Consider the following 18861-nt stretch of genomic DNA (forward strand, 5'->3'; position numbering starts at 1 on the left):
AAGTTACTATTTGATTCTGTACAACCAGGGTGGATCTATAAAACGCATTCACACAACCAAACAAAACAGAAGGCCTCAATCAACCATCCGGCTACAAAAAGCCGGATATACGGCCTCAAAAAAAAGGAGGGGAAAAACCGGTCAGTATTTTGAGAGGTACCGGTTCGTCTCCCAGTCGGTAACCGCAGTCCTGAATGAATCCCATTCGATTTCTGCAATCGAGTTGAGATTCCCGGCGACATGCTCACCGAGGATGCCGCAGATCAATGGATCTGCCATCAGGGACTGGTTTGCCTCGAAAAGGCTCCCCGGAAGGGTTTCGATCCCATTACTCATCCGCTCTTCCGCAGTCATATGGAAGATGTTGCGATCGATACTCTGTGGCGGTTCGATATCATTTCTGATACCGTCAAGACCAGCTGCAAGGATCGCAGCAAAGGTCAGATACGGATTACAGGTCGGATCAGGGCTCCGCAGTTCAACCCGAGTGCTCCTGCCGCGCGGTGCCGGAACCCGTACAAGGGCACTCCGGTTCGAGGCGCTCCATCCGATGTAAACAGGTGCCTCATACCCTGGAACAAGCCGTTTGTACGAGTTTACTGTCGGATTTGCAATCCGTGTGATTGCTTTCACATGCTTCAGAAGACCTCCGACGAACTTCAGTGCCGTATCCGAGAGCTGTTTTGGCGCATCTGGATCATAGAATGCATTCTGCCCATCCATTGTTGCCAGTGAACAGTTCGTATGCATGCCGGATCCATTGATCCCATAGATCGGCTTTGCCATAAAGGTCGCATGGAGTCCTTTTTGGAGTGCAATCGTCTTTGTTGCAAATTTAAAGGTGATCACATTATCTGCCGTTGTCAGGGCATCACCGTACTTGAAATCGATCTCGTGCTGCGATTCGGCAACCTCGTGGTGCGAGGCTTCGATATCAAAGTCCATGTCAGTGAGCGCGAGAATGATGTCGCGCCTGACGTCCTCGGCGAGATCTGTTGGTGCAAGATCGAAGTACCCGCCGACATCCTGGAGTTCAAGCGATGGTTTTCCATTCTCCTGCCTGAAGAGGAAGAACTCAAGCTCAGGGCCTGTGTTGAAGATATAGCCCATTTTGGCTGCTTCCTCAACCTGCTTCCTCAGGATGTGCCGCGGATCACCCTCAAAGGGTTTTCCATTCGGCGTATAGACATCACAGATGAACCTGGCAGCCCGGTTCGTCTCCGGCCTCCACGGGAGAATCCGGTACGTCGAAATGTCAGGTTTCAACACCATATCCGATTCTTCGAGCCTGGCAAACCCCTGGATTGAGGAGCCATCAAAGCTGATGCCTTCGGTGAGCGCTTTCTCAGCCTGTTTGGCCGGGATAGCGACATTCTTTGCCATACCGATGATATCGGTAAACTGAAGCCGGATGAATTTTACCCGGTCATTCTCTATCTGTTCCAGCATCCTGGACATGTCGTCTCCGGTCATATGGAAGATATCTTCTACTGATTACTATAAATAGTTTATTGAACAACCATGTATAGCCAACAATTCATGAAAGAATTGATCAAAGTGTGATAACCCATGTGTGGAATTATTAGTGTTGTTGACAGATCCAGGTCAGGAATGGATGGATCCTCAATAAAAAACGCCCTTTCCCTGATGGATGAGCGGGGGAGCGGCGAAGGAGCAGGGTATGCGGCATATGGAGTGTACCCCGATTTTGCCGACTATTATGCCATTCATCTCTTCTTCAATAACCTTGTGGAGCCAAAAGGTGCAGTTGACGAGATCCTCCGGGCCTGGGGCAAAATAGAGCATGAAGAGGAGATCCCAACTGTCGAGCAGCCGGATCTCCGGAGAACACGCATACCCTGGCGATATTTCTTCAAGCCTGATCCAACCCTGATGCCCGGGAGCGACACTCCTGAAGAAGATATCATAATGATGCTTGTCATGAAGATCAACACCTCCATCCAGGGTGCCCTGGTCTTCTCATCAGGAAAGAATATCGGCGTGTTCAAAGCATCCGGGTGGCCGGAGGCAGTCGCGGATTTTTATCAGATTGACCAGTATGAAGGCTACATCTGGCTTGCCCACAACCGCTACCCGACAAACACACCGGGATGGTGGGGAGGTGCCCACCCCTTTAACCTCCTCGACTGGTCGGTTATTCATAACGGTGAAATCACGTCATATGGAACAAACAGGCGATATATTGAGAGTTTCGGGTACCGTTGCACAATGTTTACCGACACCGAGGTCGTCGCCTATCTCTGTGATCTCCTCTCAAGGAGACATGGCCTGCCCCGTGAACTCATGGTGCGCGCATTCGCACCCCCATTCTGGGACGAGATTGACAGGATGAAGAAGCCTGAGATGGAGCTGAACCATGCCATACGGCAGACATATGGATCTGCGCTCATGAACGGACCCTTTGCAATCGTTGTTGCAACCGCAGACGGCATTGTCGGGTTCACCGACCGGATCAAGCTGCGGCCACTCATTGCCGCTGAAGCAGGAGACAGGCTCTACATTGCAAGTGAGGAAGCAGCCATCCGGCGGATGGAGAGCAGCCTCGATCATGTCTGGATGCCACAAGCCGGAGAGCCTGTCATCGGGAGGGTACAGTCATGAACCCCGGATCCGTTCCAGCAAAATTCAAGGTCAGGATAGATGCCGATCAATGCATGCTCTGTGAACGCTGCGTGGAAAACTGCCCCTATGGGACATACAGGCGGGAAGGCGAGCATATCAGTGTTGATTCACGGAGGTGTGTTGCCTGCCACCGGTGCGTTGCCATGTGTCCGCGGGATTCGATCACAATCGAAGAAAAACCAGTCGATTACCGGAGCCACCCGCTCTGGACACGGGAATCACGGGAAGCCATCTACAACCAGGCACGGACAGGGAGAATCGTCCTTGCCGGGATGGGGAATGCAAGCGATCTCCCGATCATCTTTGACCGGCTTCTCCTGGATGCATGCCAGGTGACAAACCCAAGTATTGACCCGCTCCGTGAACCGATGGAACTTCGCACCTATATCGGAAAGAAACCCAGAAAGCTGGATCTCCGGAAGAAAAGAAATGGGGATATCGAACTGAAAACCAGGCTCCATCCGAACCTCAGACTGAATACACCGATTATGATCGGGCATATGAGCTACGGTGCAATCAGCCTGAATGCCCAGCTCTCGATGGCACGGGCTGTTGCCAGTGAGGGTACATTCATGGGAACCGGAGAAGGGGGGCTGCATCCGGCTCTCAGGGAATTCCAGGATAATATGATCGTCCAGGTGGCATCCGGGCGGTTTGGTGTGGATATCGACTACCTGGAGCGGGGCGCGGCAATCGAGATCAAGATTGGCCAGGGCGCAAAGCCAGGCATAGGCGGCCACCTGCCGGGGGAGAAGATCGATCCCGATATTTCACAGACCAGGATGATCCCCGAGCGAAGCGATGCAATCAGCCCGGCGCCGCATCATGACATCTACTCGATTGAAGACTTAAAACAGCTTGTCCACTCTTTAAAAGAGGCGACAGAATGGAAAAAACCAGTATTTGTCAAGATAGCGGCTGTACACAATGTCGCTGCCATTGCATCGGGGATTGCCAGATCATCTGCTGATGCAGTCGTTATTGACGGGTTCCGGGGAGGAACAGGTGCTGCACCGCGGGTATTCCGGGATCATGTCGGCATCCCCATTGAAGCAGCAATTGCAGCAGTCGATCAGAAGCTCCGATCCCAGGGTATCAGAAACGAGGTCTCCATCATCGCCTCCGGCGGCATCCGGGACGCAGCAGAAGTGACAAAGGCTATCGCACTCGGCGCAGATGCAATCTATATTGGTACTGCGGCATTAATTGCAATGGGATGCAGGGTCTGCGGAACCTGTTACCGGGGACTCTGCCCATGGGGTATTGCCACCCAGAACTCCTCGCTCACCAGGAGGCTGAACCCTGATGTCGAGTGGCAGCATGTGGCAAACCTGATTCGAGGATGGACCCTGGAGATATCCGAGCTGATGGGGGCTGCTGGGATTAACAGTATCGAGAGCCTCCGCGGCAACCGTGACCGCCTGAGAGGATACCTCCTTGACGAGGCTATGATGAACATTCTGGACGTACAACCTGTTGGAGCATGAAGGATGGAGAATGAACTGGTAATCAATGCAGAGGGGATGCATTACACACCGCTCAACAAGGCGATACGATCTGCTGTTGCCAAAGGAACAGAGAAGATCCGGATCGAGCATGTACTTGGGCAGCGTTTCATCGCTGACGGGTTGAAAGGCAGAGTGAAGATAACAGTTCACGGCACTCCCGGAGGAGATCTCGGGATGTTCATGAGCGGCCCTTCAATCGAGGTCTTTGGAAACTGTGACCATGCGCCCGGCAATACGATGGATGGTGGCGAGATCATCATCCACGGCAGTGCAGGGGACGCAACCGCCCATTCCATGCGGGGAGGGCTTGTGATGGTCCGTGATGACATCGGGTACAGGGGCGGCATCCATATGAAGGAGTATGGAGACCACAGGCCTGTTCTGATCATCGGAGGGAATGCCTGTGCCTTCCTCGGCGAGTATATGGCAGGCGGCCTCGTGCTCGTTCTTGGATCCGGAGAGAAACGGGTTCTGCCCAACCGGGGGATCGGATCCGGCATCCACGGCGGGCTGATCATTATCCGGGGAGACGTTCCTGACCAGACACTGGGAGTCGGGGCGAAGAAGAGCCGGGCAACCGAGGAGGAGAAGAGACTGATTGATCCATATATCAGACGATATGCGGCGGTTTATGGTCGTGATCCAAAACCTCTGCTTGATGATGAGTATACCATTATCACCCCCTCAAGCGGACGGCCGTTTGCAAATAAATATACCTGGGAGTGATGAAACATGGCAAACTCCAGTTACGAAGATCTGTTACGCGAAGTCTGGGAAACCGGCAGGTGCAGTGGGTGCGGAGCATGTGTTGCCGTCTGCCCTGCCGATGCGATCGTCTTCTGCAGTGAACAGAACACCTGCCCTGAGAACAGGCATTACTGCAAAGAGCTGACAGATCAGGTTCCCTGCGGCGCATGCTATGATTCATGCCCCCGGGTGGGCGATTTTCAGGGGAGAGGACTGCTTGGGGAATACCAGTCTATTGTATCTGCACGGGCAGGAATTGAGGTGCCACACCGTCAGAGCGGCGGGGCAGTCACGGCGATCCTTGCTGATGCACTTGATTCGGGGCTCATTGACTCTGTTGTGACAGTGACTGAGGACCGGTTCACGCTCAGGCCGAGGTCTGTCCTGATAACCTCATCAGGTGAACTGATCCGGCATGCCGGAAGCCGGTATGCCTGGTGGGTCCCGCTGCTTGCGTCACTCAAGAAAGCTGTTATCCAGAAAAAATGCAGGAAGATTGCAGTCATTGGCCTGCCCTGTGCAACCGAGGCAATAGCTGTAATGAAAGCAAGCGACAATGATCTTATCCGGCCGTTTGCAACCTCTATCAGGGTCGTATTCGGCCTTTTCTGTACCGAGAGCTTTGATTACGATCACCTCGTCAACACTATCCTCGATCGCCGGTATGGCATCAGAACACATCAGGTGGAGAAGCTGGATGTCAAAGGCGGACTTGTTGTCACCAGAGCAGGTGGTGAGACACTCACCGTGCCGCTGAAAGAACTTGACGAGGCTGTCCGTCCCGGGTGCCGGATCTGCACTGATCTGACTGCCCGGAGTGCGGATATCTCAGCTGGCGCCGTCGGGTCAGGTGATGGGTATACCACATTGATTATCAGGAGTGAGACAGGCGAGGCATTTGTCAGATCAGCTGTTGCCTCTGGTGCGCTCCTTGTTGAAGGAGAGATTGATCAAAGCGCCATAGAATCGCTTGCTGCAAAAAAGGCAGCACGAGGAATTCCAAAACGGTGACGTGCGGGAAAGGGTTGCGGGAAAAATGCCTCCTCGCTATTTTATGCGGGTAGTTTGAAGCAGGTGCGGCGCGGGTATCGGGGGGCGGGTCAGGCGAAGGGAGCAGGATGACAGAGCAGATCTATCCGTGCTCGAGAGAGCAACCTGAAAGGCGATTCCAAAGGAATCGGGCGTTTATCTGCTTCTGGCACGCCAAACGAAAGCATTCCCGCCCCCTCCCGCACCAGCATCTGCGGAAACCCGGCACGAACCTCCCCTGCGAAGCACCTGCGGACGGGGCAGGGGCGCTGGGGAAAAACGCCTCAGTGAACAGATCCGAATGTTGATGCAAACACCTGATAACCAGATGATGACTCGCCCCCTTGTAAAACCCATACAAATCAGCGAAGAGCCAAAAAAATACATCCCGGTGCAGCACGAGCGACACAGAATCCAGACAATTATCTCTATTTCCTATTTTGCTCCAGAACAAGCACCTGCAGGGCATCTTCTGCATCGGTATGACCCGGCTCAAGCGCAAGCACCTGCTGAAATGATCTCACCGCCTCATTGAAGTGTCCGGATTCAGCAAGAGCTCTCCCCCGCTTATACCAGAGATCAAAGATAGCAGGGTCGATTGAGAGCGCCATATCATAGGCATGGACAGCCCCCGTATAGTCTTCATGTTCATGGAGGATCACGGCACGGCCAATCCAGGCATCCAGATCCTCAGGGTCAAGGGCGAGGGCATCGGCAAATGATTCAAGCGCCTCATCAAGCCGGCCGAGCGCCGCAAGTGACAGCCCCCGTGACGTCCATATCCCTGCATCCAGAGGATCTATAGCGAGGACACGATCATACGATCTCACAGCCTCTTCGTGCTTTCCCAGTGCACCACAGGTATCACCACGGTTGCCCCAGGTATCGGGATCATCAGGGTCAAGGGCAAGAGCATTGTCAAATGATGCAATTGCCTCAGTATACCGTCCAAGTTTGGAGAGGGCTATCCCATGATTATACCAGGTATCCGCATCATCGGGAAGTTTTCCTGGGAGAGAGGCAAAAGAGGAGTCAGAGTCTCCAGTCTCATCTGCACCTGCACCAGGGGTGTCCTGATCAGCGGAGCCGGACCTGGTGTTGCCTTCGGAATCATCGTTCTGCAAAATATCAAGAACCCGGTTAAATGAGTGAAGTGCATCAGTATATCTCCCAAGCCCGATAAGGGCAACACCCCTGTTGTTCCATGCAGTAGCATGTGTGGGATCCCTCTCAATAATGCGCTCAAAGGTCTCCACGGCTTCAGTGAAGAGAGAGTTTGCCAGCTGTACATCTCCGCATGCAAGCATTTCATCCATAGACCCGCTGTTCATATCCACGTGCCATCCCCTCCAGAACCAGCGCTCATGACGTGCTGATGTGCAATTTTTCAGATACCTCTGATTCCACGCTCGCTGTACATAATACTACCGAACGTCTGTCCGGGTCAGGAAACCGGCACACCCGGGACCTGTGAAAAACGGATGTGAGCAGATCAGCTGTTGCATCAGCATGATCATTTTGGGAGATGTTTATACCATTTCCTGAGTGTGGAGACAGAGACACCGGCAGCTGCCGCAACCTCACGTTGTGAGTATGCCTGCCCGGACCGGTTGGCTGCTTTATAGAGAACAGCAGCAAGAAGGCCGTTTCTGCCTCTCCCGCTGCCTGGGCTCTCTTCTTCTGCCTTCTGAAGAATCAGTGCCGCCTCTTCAGAGGCCAGCTGATCCAGCTGTAGTTCATTGCAGCACTGTTCGAGGTCAGGATACAATTCAAGGAGACGGGCTTTGCCGGATGCCTGCTGTACAGACGCTGTCAGGCTCAAAAGCCCGGCCTGGGAGAGCCGGGAGACACCAGCCACCATGGCATCTGAGCATGGAGTGCCGGCTTGCCTGCAGGCAAGAGAGACGGCTGTTGCTGCGAGGGCTGCCGGGGATACATCCAGGTAATCTCTGCTTCCCATGAGATCGCGGCAGACATCTAAACAGAGAGCACGAATATCTCCAGAAAGGCCAAGTGCAGACGATATCCGGCTGATCTCCATTTCGGGATGCAATGCACCAGGCTGCATTCCATCTGCCTTCCTCAGGATGCCGGATCGCTTCCAGATATGAAAGAGAACCGGCTTCAGATCGTTTGTGGACCTGTTTGAGAGAGAATACCCGGAACTGCAGATCCCTCCTGCAATGACCGGGGATATAAACGTCTTTTTGGAAGGAGAGTATACATCTGTACCGGCTTCATTGCCAGGGGGTGCAGCAGAGTCTAAAGCGCCTTCACCCTGAGCAGCACCGTGCCAGTCAAAGCCATGCACAACAGACCCATTCCCACAATCTCCGGCTGCCAGAGAACGGGGGCGGATATTTCGCTCCGTTCCTTCCGGGAAACCGATGTCGTCCCCATGGCATGCACTTTTTTCCCGTGCATTCATATATCCTGTCGCAGCAACAGCATCATCCGGATTGAAGGTGAGCGCATGCTCATACGAGATACGGGCATCATCATAGCATCCCATCTTTTCAAGGGCAACACCCCTGCCTGTCCAGACACTGCCAAGATCCGGATCATGCTCAAGCGCTTTATCATATGAGAGAACCGCTTCATCAAACCTGCCAAGGCCACCAAGTGCATTGCCGCGGTTGCACCATGCATGGGCATCACGAGGATTGAGAGCCAGCGCCCTGTCATACGAGGAGACGGCATGCTCAAACCTGAGCAATTTTTCCAGTGCAACTCCACGGTTGCTCCAGGCAAGGGCATCACCCGGGCTGATCGCAAGGCAGCGATCATACGAGGCAAGTGCCTCCTTAAACCTCCCAAGATGCCCAAGTGCGTTGCCACGGATATACCATGCCAGTGCATGCATTGGATCGACAAAAACAGCCCTGTCATACGACTCTATTGCTTGTGTATGCCGCCCGATCTTCTCAAGCGCCACACCCCTCCCAATCCAGGCATTGGCGTTCTCTGGATCTATCGCAAGCGCCTTGTCACAGGAGGCAACAGCATCTGCATACCGCCCGAGTATCCCAAGCGCATTGCCGCGGTTGCTCCAGGCAGGCGCATTGACAGGATCCAGCTCAAGTGCTTTTTCATATGAAAAGAGCGCATCGTCCAGCTGCCCGAGGCCAAGATATGCATTGCCGCGGTTTGTCCATGCAGTGACATAATCAGGATGCAGGGCAAGGGCCCTGTCATACGAGGCAGCTGCATCCCCGTACATGCCCAGGTTTGAGAGGGCATTCCCACGGTTATACCAGGCAGATGCATTTTCAGAGTCGATGCCAAGCGCATGATCAAATGAGTGAATGGCTTCGGCATACCTGCCCAGTTCAACAAGGGCAACACCCTGTCCGGTCCAGGCAAGGGCATCATCAGGATTGATTGCAAGTGCACGATCATAGGAGACCAGCGCCTCGGTATAGTTTCCGAGGGCTCCAAGTGCCACCCCACGGTTATTCCAGGCGACGGGATCATCCTGATTCAGGGCAAGGGCCCTGTCATACGACTCAACAGCTTTGGTAAAGGATCCGGTTCTGAGCAGGGCGTTGCCCCGCCCTGTCCAGGCATAGGCATGTCCTGGATCAAGTGAGAGCGCCTGGTCATAGGAGGCAAGCGCATCTGCATACCGTGAGAGGCTCCTGAGCGTATTTCCCCGGTTATACCAGACCTGGGCACGCGTGCGGCTGATAGCGAGTGCGCGATCATAGGCGGCAAGTGCATCTGCATGCCTGCCGATATATGCGAGCGCATTCCCACGATTATACCAGGCATGGGCGTTTTTGCGGTCGATTGAAAGGGCACGATCACAGGATGCGATCGCATCGGTATATCTCCCAAGCCCGATAAGCGCATTCCCACGGGCATTCCAGGCAGCCGCATCATCCGGATCAAGTTCCAGGGCTTTATCAAAGGATACAAGGGCGTCTCCCGGGCGGCTGAGTTCAGATAGAGCATTCCCACGGCCAATCCAGGCAGCCGCATCTGTTGGATCAAGAGAGAGGGCCTTATCATATGATGCCAGTGAATCAACATACCTGCCAAGGTTGGCAAGCTCTGCAGCCCGGTTCAGCCAGGCACACGAATCTTCAGGATCGCTTGCAATGGCACGATCATAGGAGTTCAGCGCCTCGCTGTAGTTTCCAAGTTCATAGAGAGCATTCCCACGGCCAATCCAGGCAAGAGAGTCGTGGGGGTTCATCGTGAGTGCACGATCATATGATGCTATGGCATCATCGTTTTGCCCAAGCCCGGCAAGTGCTATACCACGACAGGTCCAGGCAACTGAATCAGTTGGGTCAGTAGAGAGTACACTATCATATGTCAGAACCGCATCAAGGTAGGAACCCTGCTTGATCAGGTCATATCCTCTGCTGATTTTGCTGATTGGAATGCGCCTGCCAGTACCCATCTGTCCAAACCCTCTCTCATGGCACAAGGCTTGTATACTACTATGATATACTCTCTTTCTCTTCTCTGTATCCTGATATATATGTGGGAGTCGTTTCCTATCAGAGTATTGATTTTGATGGAGCCAGGCAATTAAATCAGAGGAGCTGAAAAATCTCACCGTTACCAGATACCAGGCACAAGAGCGGCAGCCTTTGTTTTGTCCAGTAGAAATCTGAGTTGCACTCAATAGAGCAACACCATCAGACCCACCTGATCTGGCCCAGGTGAAAAAAAGAGTATTGGAGCAGGATTCAAACAGGTCATCCGGCAGCAGCTTTCTCTTTCTGCTTCCTGCGTGATATGATCTTCTTCACTTTCTTTAATCTGAAGAGATCTTCTCTTTCACGTTCCTCTATTGCAATTTTGATGCTTTTTGCGGTATCTAACAGATCTGGTATCACCACCTGCTCAAGGGCATTCACACGCCTCCGGTTCATCTGGATCTCTTCCCCAAGTCTCCGGAGAGCGGTCTCGGTCTCAGCCAGCTGGATGATCAGATCCAGTTCCTTCTCAAACTTCTCCGCAACCTCATCGATCCTCGCAGAGACACCGACGACACTATACCCCCGCTCAAAGGTTCCCTTGGAGATCGTCTTCTTCTCGAGGATCGGAACAGGTACACCCATGATGTTTTTGCCGGAAATATCCAGAAAGACCCCGCGCCGCGTTGCAAGGGCAGCAGACCTGACTGCCACAGAATCATCGACTGCGACTGCCATATGCAGGGAATGCCGGGCTGACCGGTCCACAACCTCCAGTTCCGCCCTTGAGTCGGATACATCCTTCATGATTAAAAAGAATTCCTGGATGAGTGCATCCATCTTCTGGCGCAGGAGATCTTTTCCCTGTTCTGCGAGCTTGATCTGGTTTTTCACCCTGATAAGCTCCATGCGGGTGGGATTAACCTGCTCCATTCATCATTCCTCCTGGTATCCGGGATGGTATTTCTCGATGTTTTCAACAGAAATCCGTTTGAGTTCCTCATCAGGGAGCATTGCAAGCAGGTTCCACCCGATTGCAAGGGTCTTTTCGATCCCCCGGTTCTCATCTCCCTGTGAAATAAAGGTCTTCTCAAACTCATCAGCAAGCTTGAGATACATTCTGTCGAGCTCTGTCAGCGCCTCCTCTCCAACAATCGCAACAAGCCTCCTGAGATCCCGTCCATAGGCATAGGAGGCATAGAGCTGGTCGGCAACATTACGGTGGTCTTCCCGTGTCTTCCCCTCACCAATGCCCGAGTTCATCAGCCTTGAGAGGCACGGAAGAACGTCGATCGGGGGATCGCCACCTCTCCTGAAGAGATCACGCGACAGGACAATCTGTCCCTCGGTGATATAGCCTGTCAGATCAGGTACCGGATGGGTGATATCATCATCCGGCATCGTCAGAATCGGAATCTGGGTAATTGAGCCTTTCTTTCCTTTGATCTTCCCTGCACGTTCATAAATTGTCGAGAGATCGGTATACATATACCCCGGATACCCTCTCCGTCCGGGAACCTCTTCCCGGGCGGTTGATATCTCACGGAGCGCCTCACAGTAATTGATCATATCAGTGAGAATAACAAGCACATGATGGTTCAGTGTATAGGCGAGGTATTCTGCAACCGAGAGGGCACATCGCGGGGTTGTCAGCCTCTCGATAGTCGGATCATCAGTCAGGTTCATGAAAAAGACAACCCTTCCAAGTGCCCCGGACTTCTCAAAGGAACGGATGAAGAAGGAAGCCTCCCTGAAGGTGATCCCCATTGCCGCAAAGACAACAGAGAACTGTTCACCTTCTCCAAGCACTTCTGCCTGCCTTCCGATCTGGGCTGCGAGCTTGTTTGCAGGCAGGCCCGCACCCGAGAAGATCGGAAGCTTCTGCCCCCGGACAAGCGTATTGAGCCCGTCTATTGCCGACATGCCGGTCTGGATAAAATCTTCAGGCTTATCCCGTGCGACCGGGTTGATCGGCATGCCATTCACATCGATTTCCATCTCCTCAATGATATCCGGGCCGCCATCACGGGGCTTGCCGATTCCATTAAAGGTTCTCCCGAGGATATCCGGAGAGAGCTTCATCATGAGAGGCCTGCCGGTGAAGCTGGCTTTCGTATTCCTGTTGTCTATGCCGGTTGTACCCTCAAAGACCTGCACAACAGCAACATCCTCTGCTATCTCAAGCACCCTTCCGGTTCGCTCCTCGCCATCTGCAAGCCGTATCCGTACAATCTCATCATACGAGACATCGGTTGTATTCCCGATGAAGATCAAAGGACCTGCGACATGGCTTATGGTTCTGTACTCCTTGGTTGCAAGCGGGACTGCCATCATGATTCCTCCAGAAGGGATGCGATATCCCGGTTTATCCTCTCGATATATTCTTCAACCATCGCAGCATCGGGCAGCTCCTTCATCCGCCCGATATCCTTTTTTACCGGCAGCTGCATCACTGCATCAATCCCGACGCCCCGGTTCATGGATCGTTTCCCGCTCTCATAGAAGGTGAGAATGGTCTTGAGCATCCAGTACTGTTTGTCAAGCGAACAGAAGGAATCAATATCATGAAATGCACTCTGCTGAAGGAAATCCTCCCGTATCATCCGGGAAACCTCAAGGATGAGTTTCTCACTCTCAGGGAGGGCATCCGGCCCGACCAGCTGGACGATCTCCTGCAGTTCGACCTCCTTCTGGAGCAGATAAATTGCTTCTTCCCGAAGATTCAGCCAGTCTCCGGCTACTTCCTGGTTGTACCAGTCTCCAAGACTCTCCAGGTAGAGAGAATAACTTTTAATCCAGTTCACTGAAGGGAAATGGCGCCGGTAGGCAAGAGCAGTATCCAGTGCCCAGAAGGTGCCTGCAACCCGGAGCGTGTTCTGGGTAATCGGCTCTGAGAAGTCTCCGCCCGGAGGTGAGACGGCACCGATGATGGTAATTGACCCGATCCGTTCATCATTTCCGTGGCATATCACACGGCCGGCACGCTCATAAAATGCCGCAAGCCGTGTTGCAAGATATGCAGGATATCCCTCCTCGCCAGGCATCTCTTCAAGCCGTCCTGAGATCTCCCTGAGTGCCTCTCCCCATCTCGAGGTAGAATCTGCCATCAGAGCCACATCATACCCCATATCACGGTAGTATTCTGCTATGGTGATCCCGGTATAAATCGAGGCTTCCCGGGCGGCAACAGGCATATTGGATGTATTCGCGATAAGGACAGTACGCTCAATCAGCGGAAGGCCCGTTCTTGGATCAATGAGTTCGGGGAACTCATAGAGAACATCCGTCATCTCGTTGCCCCGTTCGCCACAGCCGATATAGACAACAATCTGGGTATCAGACCATTTCGCGAGAGTTTGTTCTGCAACCGTCTTTCCGGTTCCAAAGCCCCCGGGTATCATTGCGGTTCCACCTTTGGCAACCGGAAACATGGTATCAAAGATCCGCTGCCCGGTGATCAGAAGGGTATCCGGATCCAGCTTTTTCCGGAAGGGGCGTGGTTTTCTGGCCGGCCAGAGCTGCATCATGCGGATTTTGGAGCCGTTATCCAGAATACAGACCGGCTCTTCTACTGTGAAGTCACCTTCATATATCTCTTTGACAGTTCCCGAAACTGCCGGTGGAACCATGATCCGGTGTTCAATATGGTATTCTGCCACAACACCGATGAGATCTCCCTCCCTGACGGGGTCGCCTGCTGAAACAGCCGGAGTAAAGGTCCAGCGTCGGGAGAGATCAAGTCCGGGAGGAAAGATACCCCGCGAGATAAAGTCTCCGCTCATATCCTGGAGGACAGGGAGTGGGCGCTGGATGCCATCATAGATTGAAGAGAGAAGCCCGGGTCCAAGAGCCACAGAAAACTGGGAGCCTGTGCTCTCCACCTTCTCACCGATCTTTAAGCCGGATGTATCTTCATACACCTGGATGATCGCCTCATCACGGTCAAGACGGATAATTTCTCCAAATAATGCATCTTTGCCGACCCGTACCACCTCATACATCATTGAGCCCCGGAGTCCTGTTGCATTTACAACCGGCCCGGATATTCGTGAAATGCTGCCTACTGCCACGTCTCTATCGCCTCACAACAATATTGTAGCCAATTGCCCTGCGGAGAAGCCTGTCGATGTAGCTCTCCTGGTCCGCCTGCTTCTTCCCCGATGGAATCGGGATGATGATGGGCCTGTACGATTTCTCGATACGTTCCATAATCTTTCGATCCAGTCTCTCGATAAACTCTTCATTCATTGCAATCACCCCGGTATCATCACGATGGAGCAGGCGGGATACCAGTTTGCCCGCATCATCAGGGTCAGCAAGCTCGATGACTTCAACTCCAGCCATCTGAAAGCCGGGAGCGGTCTCGGGATCGGTCACGACCATACATTTATACATAGGTCAACGCCCTCCGCAGTTCTGGTTCAGGCACCTGGCCGATGATGGATCGGGCTATGATCCTGATGTTCGTGATTTCGTTCTCTTTTGCCCAGATATACCCGATAGGGATGGCGATACTGAGTGGATCCCGGAGGAAGTGCCTGCATCCCTTGATGATTATAAATCGCTCAAGTTCCCGTTCAAGTGAAGAAAGCTTCTCATGGACAAGATCTTCCCTGTTGACATCTCCAAGAAATGCATACGCGGTATCTGCCAGTTCCCTGACGAACTCCTCGACAGATCGTGCAGTCAGCATCGGTGCCAGCTGATCGATCCTGATATATTTGCCTCCTGCGATCAGGTAGTCATTGGGATCATCAACATTGATCCGGTCCCTGATGATTCTGAGCACAATTTTGAGGTTCGCAACATCAATTCCAGTCTGGATCATCTCTAGAACAATGACACCATCATCACTCTCATCCTCTTTCAGGATTGAGAGAGCATGATTGAAGTAAAACTGATCCAGTGCGAATTCGAGGATGGCAAGATCACGTTTTTCAAGATAGGCTGGTAGTTTCCGGGTCAGGGGAGCGGCATAATCGATCCTCCAGGTTGCAAGCAGGTCAATAACAGCCCTGACATCCGGCTGTTCAGTCAGCTCGCTGAGTGCAGCCATACCAAGTTCTCCTGCCGGTACAAGATTTGCGATGATCTCATTGTGGTGAGCGCCAATCTTCTTTCCACGCAGCACCGTTTTGATATTCTGGACATCAAAGCGATTGAGCAGAATGCGAATGTAGGCCTCATCGGATTCACCCCTGAAGAAGCGGAGAATCTGCCGGAACGAGAAGACGAGATCCCGTCGTATTGCCGTCTCGATCTGGGAGATCCCGGAAAATTCTATACCTGCCTTCTGAATCTCTGTTCTGTATGCGGTATCCTCAAGTGCAATGATTAAGGAATCGATATCCGGTTTGTTTGAGAGCTCATCGAGATCCTGTTGATCCAGAAGCCGGCTTTTCATGCTTTTAATCCGGGCATTCGCATTTCCGTAATCCATCTCACCCTCCTTCCAGTATAGAAAAGATCTCTTTCCTGAGCAGTTCCCTGGATTTCGCAAGCCTCGACTCAAGTGTGTTGTCAACGGCGATACTCTCATCCGGAGTCATTGCAATTAATCCTCCAGGCGTCTCAATATCTGCAATCACATCGTGATTCAGGCCGGTATCGGTTTTAATCCGGGAAAAGAGATCCTGATCTGCAGGATCGATGTGGAGGATGGCGGCGTCGTGGTCAAGGAGAGAGAGAGCTTCACGCGTTGCAGCCTTCAAAAAGGTTTCATACTCCGGACTTTCTCTGAAGGAAGCGATCTCTTCTTCTGCACGAAGGAAGACGGCCTCAAAAAATTCTTCTTTTATCTGCAATAGTTCAAGCCTTGCTTTTTCCCGGGCGGCAACAACTGAAATCCGTTCCAGAGCACCGGCATTCTTCCAGTGCTCAAGATGGAGCTGTTTCAGTTTCATGCCTTCGGCGTCTGCTTCCTCTCGTATCCGCTCAGCCCGGGCTTCTGCCTCCTCCAGGATTCTCTGTATCTCCTCTTCGGCAGACTCATCAACGGTTTTTATCAGTTGTTCGCTCATGTGCCACTCCATCTCTCTTTCATCTGAAAGACTCAAATATATCTCTCTTTTTCCAAAGCGCAGGCACTGCTCTTATGATGATCATGGGGAGACTATTGAGTCTCTCAAGGTCTTTTCTTACATGATCAGGATCATCGCTGCAATAACGAACCCAAAGATGGCAAGCGTTTCAGGAATAGCCAGAAATATCAGCATGTAACCGAACAGCTCAGGCCTTTCGGCAACTGTGCCGGCTCCGGCAGATCCAATTCTCGACATCGCAATTCCAGCTCCAAGTGCGCCAAGCCCAAAAGCAATGCCGGCACCGATTGGTATACCCCACTCCATAGTACTCATTACCTGTTAGTTACGCCTAAATGGCAATTTGTTCTTCAAGCGATACTGCCTCTTCTGCACCATTTTCACGTCAGGGTCGATCCCGGATCCGCTCTTCCACACCGGTACAGTGACAGGAACACCCCCGTAACGGGATGTCCGAAACGGTGCTCGTAAATCAATTGAAATTACAGAATCGGCCATTCATTTCATGGAATCAACCCCGATCACCCCTTCGAAATGGTTTATAGAGTTTGCCTCCGCCTTCAGTGAATTTTGGGCCAAACTCAACGATTTGCAACCTGAATGAGTGCAGAGATCCCGTAAACATCTTCAGTATGATATTGATCATATGAATGACCGTTGCAACAGCAATCCCTATCACGGCAACTCCTATCATGCCGCCAAGCTCGTTTGCAACCACACCGAGAACCATGCAGGAGATCCCTATTGCCATAATACGTGCATAGGAGACAATATTACCAAATAAACTGATGATCTCCATGCTTGCGATGAGCCCTCCCCCATAGATGATCAGGGCAAGGGCAATAACCAGCATCACGATGCCGGCATACATCAGGACCTCAGGGATAAACAGTGTCAGGGCACCTGCCAGGACAAGAACACTGAGGATAGCCATGATCATCCCGGCTTTTTCACAGATGTGTTTCCTGCAGTCGCATGCATATTTTGCACACTGCATCTTGGTATACTGGTTGATGATACCAAGGCTCAGTCCAAGAATGATATGGAATACACCGATTGCAATGACCAGAATGAGCATCGGGATCATCGCATCGAACCGATCCCAGTAGATACCCATAATGGTCATCGGCTGAATGATATCAAGCCTGTTCCCAAGGTCGCCAAAGAATTTCCCAAATACAAATCCAAAGAGGATGGTTGGCAGGGAGGCGATAATCATCAGGTTCATAAGGGGACGGATCCAGTCGAACTGTTCACTGAATGTCTTCTTCAGCAGGAGTGCAATGCCAAGGATCACAAAACCATACCCGATGTCGCCGACTATCAGTCCAAAGAATATCGGAAAGAAGATGGCAAAGATCGGAGAGGGATCGATCTCGCGGTACTTCGGGTGGGAGATGAAGCTGAGCAGGTACTCAAATGGCTTGACAATCGCAGGATTATCATAGAAAGTCGGAGCATCATCCATCATTTCCGGTGTGGGCTCCAGTTCGTTCACAACGACAAGATCGCCATAGGCGTCCCTGAGTTTCATCTTTGTGGGTTCGAGCAGTTTTTTCGGAATCCACCCAAGGACAATAAAAGTATAATCTGTCTGACCGAATTTGTTGTAGACCTTCAGCTCCTCGTACCGGTCGGTTAAGAGACGCCTGAGGGCGGAGATTTCCATATACCAGGTTATGGCAAGTTCCCTGAGATCGGAATCTATCTGTTCGACCAGAGCAACCGCTTCCTCCTTTCTCTCCCGGTTCAGAACAAGGATATCCTTTAAGGGGCGGTTGAGGTATTCGGGAGGAAGCCTGAGTTCGTTTACATTCTGTGAATAGAGGAAGGAGTGAACCTCACCTGCATATTGCCTGTTAAAGATGACGACTGTGGCGATATTCTCTTCATCCACAGAGGCGGATATCAGTTCACACTGGTTTTTTGTAATTGAGGTGAGCCTGTCCCTGATTAAGTCCAGCAGCCCTTCAAACTCCCGCTGGATTAAAATGATGGTGATCTCAAAGCCTTCAAGTGCAGGAATCTGCTCTTCAATCGGAAGGATCTTTTCAATGACATCCTGGTAACGGGAGAGGTTTTCTATGGTGAATTCGAGATCGGTCTTCTTTGAGATGAGCTCTTTGGTGGTCGGCTCAAGGGTTCTGATCACCTCCTGGGCCCGTTTTATTATGGCTTCCTGGCCCTGCTGGCCAAGATCAGAGATGATAGCCTCTTCTTGCTTTGTATCGACAGAAACTTTTGGGAGAATATGCTGGATTCCTTCTATCTTAGAGATCAGAGCAGCTAATGTATCAGCTTCCTCAGGTTCAATTTTCTGAAGAATAATGCCTCCGGGCTCATGATCCCGCGATGCATCCTCAAGATGAATGGTACCTGCCTGATACAGTGTATCAACGATCTGATTCAGGTGCTTCTTTGGACCAATGACCTGAACCTTTACCATTCTCTGGAGCATCTGTG

General features: G+C 52.1%; 15 protein-coding genes. 4 read left to right on the forward strand and 11 right to left on the reverse strand.

The genetic code is table 11. The annotated features are described in order from the left end of the window. Positions 1 to 141 precede the first annotated feature (141 nt). Complete coding sequence (gene glnA, locus ABCO64_RS00275) at positions 142 to 1473, reverse strand: type I glutamate--ammonia ligase (protein ID WP_253458358.1); 1332 nt, start codon at positions 1471 to 1473, stop codon at positions 142 to 144. A 96-nt stretch (positions 1474 to 1569) separates the two neighbouring features. On the opposite strand from glnA, the gene ABCO64_RS00280 reads away from it, so the two are divergent. The 4 genes from ABCO64_RS00280 to ABCO64_RS00295 are packed head-to-tail and all read left to right on the forward strand — an operon-like array spanning position 1570 to position 5909. Then, positions 1570 to 2622, forward strand: coding sequence for a class II glutamine amidotransferase (locus ABCO64_RS00280; RefSeq protein WP_253458361.1), 1053 nt, complete (start codon positions 1570 to 1572; stop codon positions 2620 to 2622). Continuing rightward, the gene (locus tag ABCO64_RS00285; protein WP_253458364.1) at positions 2619 to 4130 is read left to right on the forward strand and encodes a glutamate synthase-related protein; all 1512 of its coding nucleotides are present in this window, start codon (positions 2619 to 2621) and stop codon (positions 4128 to 4130) included. The genes ABCO64_RS00280 and ABCO64_RS00285 overlap by 4 nt, the downstream gene beginning before the upstream one ends. Before the next feature lie 3 nt (positions 4131 to 4133). Continuing rightward, entirely contained in the window at positions 4134 to 4877 is a 744-nt protein-coding gene (locus tag ABCO64_RS00290; RefSeq protein ID WP_253458366.1) for a GltB/FmdC/FwdC-like GXGXG domain-containing protein, read from the forward strand. A gap of 6 nt (positions 4878 to 4883) precedes the next feature. Next, positions 4884 to 5909 carry a Coenzyme F420 hydrogenase/dehydrogenase, beta subunit C-terminal domain gene (locus tag ABCO64_RS00295; protein WP_253458368.1) on the forward strand — a complete coding sequence of 342 codons (1026 nt, stop codon included), beginning with the start codon at positions 4884 to 4886 and terminating at the stop codon, positions 5907 to 5909. A 446-nt stretch (positions 5910 to 6355) separates the two neighbouring features. Here the strand turns inward: ABCO64_RS00295 and ABCO64_RS00300 are convergent, their stop codons facing one another. The 10 genes from ABCO64_RS00300 to ABCO64_RS00345 all read right to left on the reverse strand — a co-directional run bounded on the left by ABCO64_RS00300 (position 6356) and on the right by ABCO64_RS00345 (position 18856). Next, positions 6356 to 7258 (reverse strand): tetratricopeptide repeat protein, encoded by a 903-nt coding sequence (locus ABCO64_RS00300; RefSeq protein WP_253458370.1) that lies wholly within the window; start codon positions 7256 to 7258, stop codon positions 6356 to 6358. A 182-nt stretch (positions 7259 to 7440) separates the two neighbouring features. After that, positions 7441 to 10335 (reverse strand): tetratricopeptide repeat protein, encoded by a 2895-nt coding sequence (locus tag ABCO64_RS00305; protein WP_253458372.1) that lies wholly within the window; start codon positions 10333 to 10335, stop codon positions 7441 to 7443. Positions 10336 to 10636: 301 nt separating this feature from the next. Next, positions 10637 to 11290, reverse strand: a complete 654-nt coding sequence (locus tag ABCO64_RS00310; protein WP_292615652.1) for a V-type ATP synthase subunit D — start codon at positions 11288 to 11290, stop codon at positions 10637 to 10639. Positions 11291 to 11293: 3 nt separating this feature from the next. Beyond that, the gene (locus tag ABCO64_RS00315; protein ID WP_292615654.1) at positions 11294 to 12691 is read right to left on the reverse strand and encodes a V-type ATP synthase subunit B; all 1398 of its coding nucleotides are present in this window, start codon (positions 12689 to 12691) and stop codon (positions 11294 to 11296) included. Continuing rightward, positions 12688 to 14427 (reverse strand): V-type ATP synthase subunit A, encoded by a 1740-nt coding sequence (locus ABCO64_RS00320; protein WP_292615656.1) that lies wholly within the window; start codon positions 14425 to 14427, stop codon positions 12688 to 12690. The genes ABCO64_RS00315 and ABCO64_RS00320 overlap by 4 nt, the downstream gene beginning before the upstream one ends. A gap of 4 nt (positions 14428 to 14431) precedes the next feature. Further along, positions 14432 to 14752: a V-type ATP synthase subunit F gene (locus ABCO64_RS00325; RefSeq protein ID WP_253458381.1), complete on the reverse strand. Its 321-nt coding sequence runs from the start codon at positions 14750 to 14752 to the stop codon at positions 14432 to 14434. Then, positions 14745 to 15797, reverse strand: a complete 1053-nt coding sequence (locus tag ABCO64_RS00330) for a V-type ATPase subunit (protein ID WP_253458384.1) — start codon at positions 15795 to 15797, stop codon at positions 14745 to 14747. The genes ABCO64_RS00325 and ABCO64_RS00330 overlap by 8 nt, the downstream gene beginning before the upstream one ends. 1 nt (position 15798) lies before the next feature. Further along, positions 15799 to 16377, reverse strand: coding sequence for a V-type ATP synthase subunit E (locus tag ABCO64_RS00335; protein WP_343089161.1), 579 nt, complete (start codon positions 16375 to 16377; stop codon positions 15799 to 15801). A 117-nt stretch (positions 16378 to 16494) separates the two neighbouring features. Further along, positions 16495 to 16704: an ATPase gene (locus ABCO64_RS00340; protein WP_253458389.1), complete on the reverse strand. Its 210-nt coding sequence runs from the start codon at positions 16702 to 16704 to the stop codon at positions 16495 to 16497. Positions 16705 to 16909: 205 nt separating this feature from the next. Beyond that, the gene (locus tag ABCO64_RS00345) at positions 16910 to 18856 is read right to left on the reverse strand and encodes a V-type ATP synthase subunit I (RefSeq protein ID WP_253458391.1); all 1947 of its coding nucleotides are present in this window, start codon (positions 18854 to 18856) and stop codon (positions 16910 to 16912) included. Positions 18857 to 18861: the final 5 nt, after the last annotated feature.

This window comes from Methanocalculus natronophilus (assembly GCF_038751955.1).
Classification (GTDB): domain Archaea; phylum Halobacteriota; class Methanomicrobia; order Methanomicrobiales; family Methanocorpusculaceae; genus Methanocalculus; species Methanocalculus natronophilus.

Excerpts from the sequence above, each read along its gene's own strand:
- glnA (WP_253458358.1), bottom strand. The coding sequence starts at position 1,473 with ATGACCGGAGACGACATGTCCAGGATGCTGGAACAGATAGAGAATGAC.
- ABCO64_RS00280 (WP_253458361.1), top strand. The coding sequence starts at position 1,570 with ATGTGTGGAATTATTAGTGTTGTTGACAGATCCAGGTCAGGAATGGAT.
- ABCO64_RS00285 (WP_253458364.1), top strand. The coding sequence starts at position 2,619 with ATGAACCCCGGATCCGTTCCAGCAAAATTCAAGGTCAGGATAGATGCC.
- ABCO64_RS00290 (WP_253458366.1), top strand. The coding sequence starts at position 4,134 with ATGGAGAATGAACTGGTAATCAATGCAGAGGGGATGCATTACACACCG.
- ABCO64_RS00295 (WP_253458368.1), top strand. The coding sequence starts at position 4,884 with ATGGCAAACTCCAGTTACGAAGATCTGTTACGCGAAGTCTGGGAAACC.
- ABCO64_RS00300 (WP_253458370.1), bottom strand. The coding sequence starts at position 7,258 with ATGAACAGCGGGTCTATGGATGAAATGCTTGCATGCGGAGATGTACAG.
- ABCO64_RS00305 (WP_253458372.1), bottom strand. The coding sequence starts at position 10,335 with ATGGGTACTGGCAGGCGCATTCCAATCAGCAAAATCAGCAGAGGATAT.
- ABCO64_RS00310 (WP_292615652.1), bottom strand. The coding sequence starts at position 11,290 with ATGGAGCAGGTTAATCCCACCCGCATGGAGCTTATCAGGGTGAAAAAC.
- ABCO64_RS00315 (WP_292615654.1), bottom strand. The coding sequence starts at position 12,691 with ATGATGGCAGTCCCGCTTGCAACCAAGGAGTACAGAACCATAAGCCAT.
- ABCO64_RS00325 (WP_253458381.1), bottom strand. The coding sequence starts at position 14,752 with ATGTATAAATGTATGGTCGTGACCGATCCCGAGACCGCTCCCGGCTTT.
- ABCO64_RS00330 (WP_253458384.1), bottom strand. The coding sequence starts at position 15,797 with ATGGATTACGGAAATGCGAATGCCCGGATTAAAAGCATGAAAAGCCGG.
- ABCO64_RS00335 (WP_343089161.1), bottom strand. The coding sequence starts at position 16,377 with ATGAGCGAACAACTGATAAAAACCGTTGATGAGTCTGCCGAAGAGGAG.
- ABCO64_RS00340 (WP_253458389.1), bottom strand. The coding sequence starts at position 16,704 with ATGGAGTGGGGTATACCAATCGGTGCCGGCATTGCTTTTGGGCTTGGC.
- ABCO64_RS00345 (WP_253458391.1), bottom strand. The coding sequence starts at position 18,856 with ATGCTCCAGAGAATGGTAAAGGTTCAGGTCATTGGTCCAAAGAAGCAC.